The following is a 12,437-nucleotide window of genomic DNA, read 5'->3' on the forward strand; positions in this document are numbered from 1 at the left end:
ATGGGTTGGTCAATTAAGAATCTTCGTCGCTGCGCTGTTCAAGTTTGTTCCAAACCTTGACCTTGGCATCCTCTTCGATCCCTGAAAGGATCTCGACATCGATACCATCGCTTACGCCCAATTCCAATTCTTTCTTTTCGAATTCATTCTCGGCGACCTCTACCTCAACAAAAGGCTTATCGGTTTCCTTGTCGAATTGCAACAAGGCTTCCTTGATAGCCAAGACGTCTTTTTTCTCTTCCAGAACGATCGAGGCGTTCGCACTATAACCGGCCCTTACATAGGTGCTGTCGTTCATGACCAAGTCACCTTCGATCTTGAACTGCACGGCTCCTTCTTCTTCGACCCCTTTAGGTGCGATGAACTTCAACTTGGCATCGAACTTATCCTTTTCCAAGGCCCCCAAGGAGATTTCCAAAGGCATTCCTACGTTCAACTTGCCGACTTCGGCTTCATCGACTTCACCTTCAAAGATCATTTTGGTCATATCGGCGATAGTGGCAATGGTGGTCCCATCGTTGAAGTTGTTACTCTGGATCACCTGATCACCCTCTTCTACCGGTATCTCCAAGATGGTCCCTGAAACAGTGGCCCTGATATTGGTATTGGCACTTGCCGAACCTCCTGCGGAACCTTTCAAAATGATCTGATAATCGTTTTGGGCGTTCTGCAATTCCAGTTTGGCTTGATCATATGCCAATTGGATGTTTTGGAAGTCTTGGGCCGCAACCACCCCTTTAGAGAATAGGTCTTTGTTCCTGTTGAAGTCCAACTCCGCATTGTTCAAGGCGACTTTGGCATTGTTCACGCGACCACGGGCTTGGAACAATGACTGCTCGTTCGGCACGACTTTGATCACGGCGATCAAATCCCCGGCCCTCACATCGGCACCTTCTTCAAGGTAGATGCGATCGATGATCCCAGAAATTTGGGGCTTGATGTTGATTTCGTCTTCAGGAATGACTTTTCCGGTCACGATGACCTTGTTCACAATGTCTTTGCGCTCTAAGGTTTCCGTATCATAAAGTTGTTTCGGTGTACTGTTCTTTTTAAGAAAGTGTACGACGGCATATAAGATCCCTACACATACAATGCCTATCAATCCGTACTTAACATACTTGTTCATTTCAATTTATTTGATTGTTATTTAATTCTATTTGGTTATTCTTCTCGTAACGCTTCTATAGGTTTGACCCGAATCGCCCGATTGGCCGGCAATAGTCCGATCAAGACACTTAAGCTGACCATGAGCAAGAAGGATATGCTGAATTGGGGTATGCTGATCATCGGGTTCACGAAGGGAAAATCATCCCCACTGCCCCATAAATTATTTGCGATTGCCAAAATACCGACTGAAATGGCAAAGCCGATCAAGCCCGCAAAAGCGGTTAATACGATGGCTTCGACGACGATCTGCCGTTTGACCACGATAGGGGTTGCCCCCAGCGCCCGGCGTACACCGATTTCCTTGGTTCGTTCTTTGACCGTAATCAGCAAAATGTTACTGATCGCGATGACTCCTGCCAGCAGGGTAAATATTCCAACGAAGAAGGAAAATCCTTTGAGTACATTGGTAAAGGCGGAAATGTTGTTGAAAATTTCCGACATGTCGAAACTACCAATGGCCCTTTCATCATTTGGGGCGATACTGTACTTGTTCTTCAAAATCGCCTTGATCTGACTTTCTACGATGGCCACCTTGGTACTCGGTTCAACGGCAATAGCCATCCAACCCATCCGATCGCCGGTATTGAAGGCTTTCTGGAAGGTGGTGAAGGGTACGAACACCGCGTTTTCCCCATCGATATTGATGTTGTTGTTGGGTTTGTAGATCCCGACGACTGTAAAGAACACCCCATTGATACGGATGTCTTCCCCAATGGCGTCTTCCCCTTTTTCGAAAAGCAGCTTATAAGTTTCCTCCCCGATGACACAGACCTTCTTCGATTCGTCAATATCGTTATCATTGAGGAAACGGCCTTCGACCAGTTTCTTTTTGGTAATGTTATCGATTTCCGGATAATCGCCATACACCGAAGAGCCGCTTGTCTGTCCGTTTCTATACACAGTGACCACCCCTCTATGGTTCCCCAATTCGATGCGCGGGGCCAATACTTCGATTTCAGGAATCTGTTCTTTCAAAATGGCGGCGTCTTCGATTTTATATCGAATGCGACGTCCTCTTTCAAAACCTTTATACGGTTCGGAGGTGCGCTGACCCCAAACGAAAAGGCTGTTGGAAGCCGTTCCGGCGAAAATTTTGTCGAAGCCGTTGCTCATGCCATTGGCGGAACCTAAAAGCAGCACCAAAATGATCATTGCGAAAATCACCCCCAACATCGTCAAGAAAGTACGGAACATGTTCTTCCCTAACGTGTGGAATATTTCAAACCATAAATCCCTATCGAATAACCACATGATCTCTTATTTATCTCTTAATGCTACAATCGGTTTCACGTTCGCCGCTTTTATCGCGGGTATCAATCCGGCCAGTACCCCGGCGATGATCAAAATGACCGTTGCCGTAATTACCGTCGACGCCCTTACATTGGGATTGGTAAAGGCAGGTGTCTCAATTGTCGGACCGATGAGGGCTAAAATCGCCCAGGCGAACAACAGTCCGATAAAACCTGAAATCGTCGTAATGAAAATTGATTCCAAAATCACCAGATTGATGATTTGGCCAGGCTGGGCCCCAAGTGCTTTTCGCACGCCCATTTCTTTGGTTCGTTCCTTGATCGTAAAGACCATGATGTTACCGATACCGACGATACCAGCAATCAATATCAAAAAGGCAACGGAAATTCCAATGACCCGCAATACTGTCGTAAAACTGCTAATATCCTCGAAGGCCTGGGCATAGTTCCATACGAACAAGCCCGATTGATCATCCGGAGATACATTGTGTCTTCGCTTCATGACCAATTCCAACTTATCGGAAAATTCCAATGCCTTGGTCAAGTCATAATTTGGATTATAGGTCAATAAAATCGCATTGATATCGGAGGTATTCCCATAGATACGTTGGTAGGTACTGATCGGGGCGTAGATCCTACGTTCCGCATTGTCATCCCCTTCATCCGTAAATACCCCGATTACCTTGAAAGGCAGGTTGTTGAATTCTACGAACTTGCCCAATGGGTCTTCGTCTTTGAAGAGGTCTTCAGCGACCTTGCGGCCGATAACGGCCACCTTAGCTTTGTTCACCTGGTCTGCCTCATTGACAAAACGCCCTTTGGTTACGATCGTCTTTTCGATAATCTGGTGGTCCGGATGTACGGCCTGTACTGAATAGGTGCCGGTTTCCGTTTTGTAACGGGCGACGGCATTGGCGTAGTAGCGTGCACTGATCTCGACAAAATCGTCAGGAAAACTGGCTCGGATATACGCAATATCATCGTTCTTGAATTGGATCCTACGACCGGCCTCGAAACCTGCATAGGCTTCGGATGTCGTACCGGGACGGATGAAAATGGAATTGGTGGCATCGTCGTTGAACTGGCTGTAGAAGCCATTCTGCATTCCATTGATGGAAGCCAAGATCATCACCAGGATGAAAATTGCCCATCCTACCGAAAAACCGGTCAAAAAGGTTCGAAGCTTGTTCTTCTTGATGGTATTGAATATCTCTTGCCAAATATCACGATCAAACATACTGCTCGGCCCTTACTTGTTCTATCTTTTTGTCTTCTACGATCACCCCATCTTTCAGGTGTACGATGCGCTTGCACATGTGTGCGATATCTTCTTCGTGGGTCACGACCAATATGGTGTTGCCCTCGTCGTTGATTTTTTGGATGAGGTCCATGACCTCGTATGATGTCTTACTATCGAGTGCCCCTGTCGGCTCATCGGCAAGCAATACTTTAGGTTCGGCAGCCATGGCCCTAGCAATGGCGACCCGTTGTTTCTGCCCCCCTGATAGCTCACTGGGCAAATGCGTCGCCCAAGGCTTCAATCCGACCCTATCCAAATAGTTCAAGGCTTTTTCATGACGTTCCTTACGCCCTACTTTTTGGTAATACAAAGGCAAGGCAACGTTCTCTAGCGCTGATTTGTAATTGATCAGGTTAAAGGATTGGAAAACGAAGCCCAAAAATTTGTTTCGGTATTGGGCCGCTTTCTTTTCATTCAGGTCCTTGATCGGAACTTCGTCCAAATGGTACTCGCCGGAGTCGGCCCCATCCAACATTCCGAGAATGTTCAACAAGGTTGATTTTCCGGATCCGGAAGAACCCATAATGGCTACTAATTCACCTTCTTCTACACTGAAATTGATTCCTTTTAAGACGTGAAGCGAGTTGCTACCCATCTTATAGGACTTATGAAGATCTTTGATTTCTATCATGATTGGTTTGTTAGCTATCTGGACTTGAAATCCGCTTATAGGACTGACAAGTTCCCGAAATGTTACAAGAAAAGGTTAAAAGTTTTGTTAAATGATCAATTGCCGGAATCGTTGGTCTGATCGGTATTCCAGATCTTGATATCGTCTTCCTCGGAAAGTCCCGATTTGACCTCTACGAAGATGCCATCACTTAGACCGAGCTCGATATCCTTGCGTTCGAAATTCTGATCCCCATTGGCTACCTCTACAAAGGGTTTTTTGGTTTCCTCATCGAATTGCACCAGGGCTTCCTTCAATGCCAACACACTATCGGCCCGTGCCAAAATAATGGATGCATTCGCACTAAGACCGGCCCTGATAAAGGTGGTATCGGACTTCTTTAGCGTGCCTTTGATCTCGAATTGAATGGCACCGTTTTCTTCTTTTCCTTTGGGTGCGATGTAATCGAGAACGGCATCGAATACTTGGTTTTCAATAGCTCCCACGGTAATCTCCATAGGCAGGCTTTCTTCGATCTTGCCCACTTCCGATTCGTCGACCTTTCCTTCAAAGATCATTTTTTCAATATCGGCCACGGCCGCAATGGTAGTTCCTTCATTGAAGGTATTGCTTTCGATGACTTGGTTCCCTTTCTCAACGGGTACATCGAGTACCATGCCGCTCACCGTTGATTTGATCAGCGTATTCGCTTGGTTGCGGAAGCCACTGGTCGTTCCGGTCTTTACGATATCGTATCGTTTGTTCGCAGCACCGAAAGTCTGTTTCGCTTGATTGAACGTCAGTTGGGCACGATCCATATCGGCTTGTGAGACCACCCCCCTATCAAAGAGCGCTTTCTGCCGGTCATAGTTTCTCTTTTGGTCGTCAAGGTTGATCCTGGCTTGGTCGATGGCATCACGGGCATCGTTCAAGGCATTCAAGTTCGGCACCACTTTGATCCTAGCGATCAAATCGCCTTCTTTGACATAGTCGCCCCCTTCTACAAAGACCTCTTCGATAACCCCTGAGATATTGGGCTTGATCAAAACCTCTTCCAAAGGGAGGATACTACCTGTAGCCACCGTCTTTTTCACGATGTTCTGTTTCGAAGCCTGTTCAGTCTCGTAGACTACCGGGTCTTGGCTATTCTTTTGATAGAGGTAATACATGGCCGCTGAGAAGGCGACTACGATAAAGAGCAAGATCCCTATGGTTACTGATTTTTTCATTTCTATAGTTTTTGATTGATTTTAAATATTATTCGGTTCGCAGGGCCTCGATAGGGCGTACTTTGATGGCGCTTTGTGCAGGTATGAAACCAGCGAAGAGCCCAGACAAAATAAGGATGCCCAAGGCACTGGCGACTACCGAGACACTGACACTCGGGTTTAAGAACATATCGACGGGGCCCACACTATCGAGCAAGGCATTGATCCCATAGATACATAAGGCACCGAAAACGATTCCTGTCATGCCCGACATGATGGTCAAAAAGATGGATTCCATTAGAATCTGTTTCTTAATTGACCAAGGTTGTTCGCCCAACGCCCTTCTGATCCCGATTTCCTTAGTGCGCTCGCGCACGACGATCAGCATGATATTGCTAATACCGATGACCCCTGATATCAGGACCAAAGTACCCACGATAATGGCGACCCAGCGCATGGCCATGAACAGACTTTCAACGCGGTTGTATTCGCGATATAGGTCAAAGTAGCCGATGGCCCTTTCATCGTCAGGATGCACCTTTCTGCTCTGTTTCAAGGTATTGATGATGGCTTCGCTCTTTTCGGATATCGATTGCCCATCTTGGGCCGTAATCGCCATCCAACCCACATTATCGGCCCTGTTGAAGGCTTGCGAGAATGCCGTAAAAGGAACATAGATCTGTCGCTCGGCATTTTGACCGTTGCCGTTACTTGATTTCTCTTTGTAGGTGCCGACGACCATAAAGTTCACGCCTTGGATACGAAGGTAGGTCCCCAAGACATCCTCCCCTTCCTCATAAAGGTCTTTACGGATGCCGTCACCGATAACCGCTACCTTACGGTTCAAGTTGATATCATTATGGTTCAAAAAACGCCCATAATTCACGTACATGGAATTTTGGAACAGGATTTCCGGATAATCGCCGAAAATGCGATAGGATCCGCTTTCGGTTTTATAGAACACATTATCCCCCTCATTGCTTCGGGCGGCATTTCTTGGCGAAATGATCTTCAAGCCCGGTACGTCACGCCGAATAAGATCGACATCCTCCAGCTTGAAATTGAACCGCCTTCCTTCGGGCAGTCCCTCATAGGCCATGGTGGTACTTTGGGTCCAAACGAACATGGTATTGGTCGCCACCCCGCTAAAGTCCTGTTTGATGCCGTTTTCAAGCCCTTTTCCGGCGGCCAGCAACAAAATGAGGATGAAGATGCCCCAAAAGACGCCAAAGGCCGTTAAAACGGTTCGAAACCAATTGCTGGTCAGCACTTCCAATATTTCTCGCCATCGATCTCTGTTGAACATGCTATTCGTCTCTTAATGCGTTAATGACTTGAACTTTCGCGGCACGCCATGCCGGAAAAAAGCCGGCTATGGCCCCTGCGGTCACCAAGACCAAAACGGTCGTAAAGGCTACGTTAAAGCTCACCGATGGGTTGACGACATAGTCTACCTCGATATTGGGCCCGACGAATTCAAGAATGCCCATGCTCAATATCAAACCTGAAAATCCGGAGATAGCGGTCACGAAAATCGATTCCTGTAAAATCATTCCGACGATGGCCCAGGGTTTGGCCCCCAATGCTTTTCGAATCCCGATCTCACGGGTCCGTTCCTTAACGACGATCAACATGATATTGCTGACCCCGACGACCCCTGCGATGATGGTACACACCCCGACGAACCAAAAGAAGAATTTGATGTTTCCGGTCAAGGCATAGTAGCGTTTGGCCTCTTCGATAGGATTCCAAATATGGATGGCCCTTTCGTCTTCGGGAGCAATGCCATGGGCGGCGTATAGATACTCCTTGATGTCCTTCTCGAATTCGAGCGATGAAGCCACGGTTTGATCCAAGTTTTCCTTTTCAGGAAGCATAAAGGTGAGGTTGTTGATCTTGTCACCACCATTGAAAGCCAATTGGGCGGTCGACAACGGAATCCAAATCCGTTCTTCTTCGTCCTCGTCAAGGCCGACTTCACTGAACACCCCCACGATCTTAAATCCGGCTCCTGAGATATTCAGGTATTCGCCTAGGGGCGATTCAACATCCTTGAAAACTTCCCGCTTGATTTTTTTACTGATCACGGCCACCTTGGCAAAATCCTCGATATCCTTTTCATTGATAAAGCGGCCTTCCTTCATATACTCGTTCTCGATTTCCTGGATTTCACCAGTTGTGCCGATGACCTGATAAACCAAGAGGTTCTCTTTATACAGTACTTGCAGGTTTCTGGGGAAGTAAAAGGTGGAGGCCTTTTCATAATCTACGCCCAATTCTTTGGTGATGACGTCGTAATTCTTGTTTCGAAGCTGGATGCGACGCCCCGGATTGAGACCGTTGTGCGCAATGGTAGTCCGCCCTGGCCAGACCCAAATACTGGTTGCGGCATCGGTTTGGAATTCCTTCTCGATTCCGTTTTGCATGCCTTGGCCGAATCCTAATAAAATGACGAGGATGAAAATCCCTGAAGCGACCGAAAGTCCGGTCAAAAACGTCCGTAATTTATTTTTACGGATCGTATCAAAGATTTCTTGCCATCTTTCGATGTCAAACATTGGGTTGGTTTTTTTGATTGATGAATACGCAAGCGTATGTTAATTAGACTGTAACTTATTTTTTTTGTTACAGTTTCATCACCAAAAAAATGTTAAATAACGCGACTATCCCTTTAATTTGCGATAAATAAGATAGAAGAGTCCCCCGACCAAAACGTAGGGTATGGCCATCAGGTATACGATGCCATTGTTCACGCCTTCGGCCGTACTGGTATCGGCCTCGCTCTCCAATGCCGCCCTACACATCGAGCATTGTGCCTCCACATCGGCGGGAAGCACTAGGAGTACCAATAACATCGTAACAAGGAGTCTAATACGCATAATAGGGCGATATCATTAGATAAACCACCACCCCGGTCACGGCAACATACAGCCATACAGGGAAGGTATATTTTGCCCATTTTCGATGGGCCTCAAAGTCTTTCAAATAGGCTTTTGAATAGGTGACCAAGACCAAGGGAATGATCACGATAGAGAGAAAAATGTGCGAAATCAGGATGAAAAAATACAAGTAGCGTAACCAACCTTCACCCCCGTAGGCAGTTGATTCAGAGGTCATGTGATAGGCGACGTACATCACCAAGAAAGCTACTGAAAATGCAATGGCCGTGGTCATGAGACGTTGATGCAATTTCCTATTCCCTTTTCGAATGGCCGAAACGGCCACTACCAAAAGAACTGCCGTCAATCCATTGATCGTCGCATATATCGGGGGCAGGAAACCCAAAGGTTCGGCATCGGGTATCTTATACCCGAAAAGCAGGACGACTACCAGGGGGATGGCAATCGACAAAATAGTGATCCAAACCTTGATTTTTTTCTCTTTCCGTAACTGTGCTTCCATTTAGTCCGCCAATAATTTTTTAATGTCTTCCTTGAGCATGGTGATCTGTTGGGCCTCCCCTTCTGCATTCGTTCCTTGCGCTTCGGGAATCATTCCACGATAGTAGATCAATGGGTTTCCGAACTTATCGGTTCGGGACCGCAGATAGCCCTGCTTATCGACCAGGGCGAAAAGGCCGCTATGCTCAAAGCCACCCGGGGCTTCGCCATTCTCGGCCGCCAAAATGTAAAAACCCTCATTGGCCAACCGATGAATCTCGGACTGGTCTCCGGTCATGAGGTTCCAATCCGGATCGGCAACCCCGTATTTCGAGGCATACGTTCGCAGTACATGGGGCACATCGTACCTAGGGTTTATCGAAAAGGAGGCTACCCCAAAAGCATCCGATCCAGAAAACGTATCTTGGATCTCGACCAGGTTCTGGGTCATGACCGGGCAGATGGTCGGACAGGTCGTAAAAAAGAAATCGACCACATAGACCTTTCCTGCATAATCTTCATTGGTCACGCGAACGCTATCTTGGTTCAAAAAGGAAAAGCGGGGTACTTGGCGTCTTCCATTCGTATCGGTAATGTAGGAGAGGGCATCGGCATCGGGCGTTCCGTGCATGCGGTCCAATTCGACCACACTGCCATCCGCAAAACGTTTTCCGATTTCCCGAACGGCGAAAATACCGAATACCAAAACCACCAAGGATACCCAGACGTAGGTATATTTCTTCTTCTTATTTGCTCCTGTCGGCATTGTTCTGTTTTAAGGCCAATCGGTATTCGGCAAGAATGATCTTGACATCATCTTCCATTTTGTTGTTCAATTCAGCAACGGAATTGGAATCAAACCCGAATTTGACCCCATCGTCGATGTCATCGTCCCTACCGCGAAGGTTGCGGTCTTTATCGATGATATATACATAGGAGGTGCCTAAATCGGCATCCAATCCAACGGGGCTGTCCAAACTTTCGAATACCGCGACTATGGCGGATGAATCGGCATGGACAAAGTGCCATTTCGAAGCATCGGACAACTCGCCCAATTCCTTTTTCAAAGCCGCTACTTTTTCTTGGGTACCCTTGGGTACCAACATGACGAATTGAAAATCCTTGAAACCACTGAACCGCTTGTAGATCTTTTGGTTGAGATTGAAGGCGTTGCCTTTACGTGTTTCAAGCTCTTCACCCAAGAAGCCCAGCACGGTAATGTTGCCTTTTAAGGCATGGTTACCCGCATTCGCCGGCAATTCGACCACACCCTCGGAAAGCGTGGGCAACCGCCCGAAATTATTGACCCCTGAGGCGAAAAAAAGGTAGGCTACCAGAGGCAAAATGAACAATACGATAAGGACCAGTGTCTTTTTCATGAGCTGCTATGCAAAAATAAAAAAAGGCGGTCATAAAACCGCCTTTTTTTGATGCTATACCTCGTGTTAATTAGAAGTCCCACGCCATGAACGCGTTCTTGAAGACATCGTAGATATAAGTGGCTTCAAAAAGCAATATGGTGATCAAATAAACGACCAAGAAAATCGGTGTCCAAACGATGGCCCTTCTTAGGGAGCTCTTTTCATCACGAAGGTGCATAAAGTCCCATGCGATGTAATATGCTTTTACCAGGGTAAGGATGATGAAGATCCAATTCAAGAGCTTCATATCCAAGAAATAGGTTTTTGTCAAGAATTCCGGTTTAACGATACCCAAACCGACTTCAACGGCTGTGACGATCGAAAGAAAGATCAAAACGCCCCAAATCTTTTGGGTGTTCGATTTGAATTTCAACAGACCCCTGAAGATTTCTAATTTATGTTCGTGTCCCATACGACTATTGTATTGCTAGTTGTGTGTTTCGAAAAAGTTAGACCAGATAAAAGAAGGTAAAAACGAATACCCATACCAAATCCACAAAGTGCCAGTACAGTCCGACTTTCTCTACCATTTCATAATGCCCTCGGCGTTCGTAAGTACCCAAGATGACATTGAAGAAGATGATGACATTGATCACCACTCCTGAAAACACGTGAAAACCGTGGAAACCGGTGATGAAGAAGAAGAAATCGGCGAACAAGCGACTTCCGTATTCGTTGCGTACCAAGTTGGCCCCTTCGACCACGCGGACCGCATCTTTCAAACGGGCCAAAGATTCACTGCGGTTCAAGAGGGTCTTTTCACCGTCTTCGTTGATTTTCTCCGTACGGATCAAGATGTTCGGATTGGCCTTAAAGCCTTCGATTACCTCGTTGAGCGAATAGGTGGTCAAACTAGCCTCATCGGTAAACCAAACCCCTTTGTCACGGGTATTCTGCACCCTTGTTTCAGGCAAGACCTTTGCAAAATCGGCAATGGCCGCCCTTTGGTTATCATTCGAGGCATCGACGAATTGGAGTACCCGACCGCCTTTGGTCTCAAGTGCCCCGAAATCCCCTTTGATGAAGGTTGCCCATTCCCAAGCTTGGGATCCGACGAAAATCGCACCTCCGATGATGGTCAAGAACATGTACAACACCACCTTGTTCTTCATCATGCGATGCCCGGCATCCACTGCCAGTACCATCGTGACCGAAGACATGATCAAGATAAAGGTCATGAAGGCCACGTAAATCATGGGATAGTTACCATGGAAAAACGGAACGTGCGTAAACACCTCATCGGCAATCGGCCAAGTCTCTATGAACTTGAACCTTGAGAAACCATAAGCGCAAAGAAATCCCGAAAACGTCAAGGCATCGGAGACGATGAAAAACCACATCATCATCTTCCCATAACTCGCTCCTAAGGGCCTATTGCCCCCACCCCAAACGTTTTCTTCAGAACCGGTCGTTACCGTTGTATCCATAAAAACTTACGTTTTAATAAAACTTTCACAAATTTACACCTTTTGTGCTATTGAAAAAGACATTCCGTATTGAAAACACGGCCTGTCCGAAATTATTTTACAAAGAACATAAATAGGATCAAATACACCCATAATACATCCAAAAAATGCCAGAAGGTCGCCCCTAATTCAAGCCCCAAATGATCCGACGGACTATACTTGCCACGAAGTTGTTGTACCAGCACCACCAAAAGCGAGATCAAACCCGCAACAACGTGTGCGATATGGACGGCAGCGATCAAAAAGACGTATGACATTTTGATATTGCTCGTCGGGCCGGTAAAATAATAGCCATTGCCCAACATTTGGGAGAACCCATAAAACTGCATGGCGATAAAGGAAATCCCTAATCCCAAGGTGACCAGTAACCAAATCGTAGCTTGTTTTTGGGTGTTTTTTTTCACTTCCCGCTTGGCCAGTATATAGGTGAGACTGCTCAAGACGATCAGCGCGGTGCTGATAAAAAACGCCTGTGGCAATTCAATGGTATCCAACCAGTCTTTACGTTTGCTGCTTACGATGTACGCACTGGTCCAACCGGCAAACCCCATAATCAGGCTCACGATCCCGAACCAGAGCATCATCTTTTTGGCCCTTACTTGTTTTTCCTTGTTCGTTCCTTGGGTTAAATCCAT

At 46.7% G+C, this 12,437-nt stretch carries 14 protein-coding genes; all 14 read right to left on the minus strand.

Translation table 11 applies throughout. The annotated features are described in order from the left end of the window. Positions 1-13: 13 nt before the first annotated feature. Positions 14-1,126, minus strand: a complete 1,113-nt coding sequence (locus tag ABV409_RS01335; protein WP_353875740.1) for an efflux RND transporter periplasmic adaptor subunit — start codon at positions 1,124-1,126, stop codon at positions 14-16. A gap of 35 nt (positions 1,127-1,161) precedes the next feature. Then, positions 1,162-2,361 (minus strand): ABC transporter permease, encoded by a 1,200-nt coding sequence (locus ABV409_RS01340; protein WP_353875741.1) that lies wholly within the window; start codon positions 2,359-2,361, stop codon positions 1,162-1,164. A 63-nt stretch (positions 2,362-2,424) separates the two neighbouring features. After that, positions 2,425-3,654, minus strand: coding sequence for an ABC transporter permease (locus tag ABV409_RS01345; RefSeq protein ID WP_353875742.1), 1,230 nt, complete (start codon positions 3,652-3,654; stop codon positions 2,425-2,427). Further along, positions 3,647-4,348 carry an ABC transporter ATP-binding protein gene (locus tag ABV409_RS01350; RefSeq protein ID WP_353875743.1) on the minus strand — a complete coding sequence of 234 codons (702 nt, stop codon included), beginning with the start codon at positions 4,346-4,348 and terminating at the stop codon, positions 3,647-3,649. Before ABV409_RS01350 ends, ABV409_RS01345 begins: the two co-directional genes overlap by 8 nt. Positions 4,349-4,443: 95 nt before the next feature. Next, complete coding sequence (locus ABV409_RS01355; protein WP_353875744.1) at positions 4,444-5,556, minus strand: efflux RND transporter periplasmic adaptor subunit; 1,113 nt, start codon at positions 5,554-5,556, stop codon at positions 4,444-4,446. Positions 5,557-5,584: 28 nt separating this feature from the next. Further along, complete coding sequence (locus ABV409_RS01360; RefSeq protein ID WP_353875745.1) at positions 5,585-6,841, minus strand: ABC transporter permease; 1,257 nt, start codon at positions 6,839-6,841, stop codon at positions 5,585-5,587. A gap of 1 nt (position 6,842) precedes the next feature. Further along, positions 6,843-8,093, minus strand: a complete 1,251-nt coding sequence (locus ABV409_RS01365) for an ABC transporter permease (RefSeq protein WP_353875746.1) — start codon at positions 8,091-8,093, stop codon at positions 6,843-6,845. Positions 8,094-8,198: 105 nt separating this feature from the next. After that, the gene (locus tag ABV409_RS01370; RefSeq protein ID WP_353875747.1) at positions 8,199-8,414 is read right to left on the minus strand and encodes a hypothetical protein; all 216 of its coding nucleotides are present in this window, start codon (positions 8,412-8,414) and stop codon (positions 8,199-8,201) included. Further along, positions 8,404-8,937, minus strand: coding sequence for a DUF420 domain-containing protein (locus ABV409_RS01375; protein WP_353875748.1), 534 nt, complete (start codon positions 8,935-8,937; stop codon positions 8,404-8,406). The genes ABV409_RS01370 and ABV409_RS01375 overlap by 11 nt, the downstream gene beginning before the upstream one ends. Further along, positions 8,938-9,681 carry an SCO family protein gene (locus ABV409_RS01380; protein ID WP_353875749.1) on the minus strand — a complete coding sequence of 248 codons (744 nt, stop codon included), beginning with the start codon at positions 9,679-9,681 and terminating at the stop codon, positions 8,938-8,940. After that, complete coding sequence (locus tag ABV409_RS01385) at positions 9,662-10,294, minus strand: hypothetical protein (RefSeq protein ID WP_353875750.1); 633 nt, start codon at positions 10,292-10,294, stop codon at positions 9,662-9,664. Before ABV409_RS01385 ends, ABV409_RS01380 begins: the two co-directional genes overlap by 20 nt. Positions 10,295-10,364: 70 nt before the next feature. Beyond that, positions 10,365-10,748 (minus strand): cytochrome C oxidase subunit IV family protein, encoded by a 384-nt coding sequence (locus tag ABV409_RS01390; RefSeq protein WP_353875751.1) that lies wholly within the window; start codon positions 10,746-10,748, stop codon positions 10,365-10,367. 37 nt (positions 10,749-10,785) lie between these two features. Further along, a complete protein-coding gene (locus ABV409_RS01395) occupies positions 10,786-11,763 on the minus strand; it encodes a cytochrome c oxidase subunit 3 (RefSeq protein WP_353875752.1) in 978 nt (325 codons plus the stop codon). Positions 11,764-11,855: 92 nt separating this feature from the next. Continuing rightward, positions 11,856-12,437, minus strand: a complete 582-nt coding sequence (locus ABV409_RS01400) for a cytochrome c oxidase subunit 3 (protein ID WP_353875753.1) — start codon at positions 12,435-12,437, stop codon at positions 11,856-11,858.

This window comes from Flagellimonas algarum, from assembly GCF_040513375.1.
Taxonomy (GTDB): Bacteria; Bacteroidota; Bacteroidia; order Flavobacteriales; family Flavobacteriaceae; genus Flagellimonas_B; species Flagellimonas_B algarum.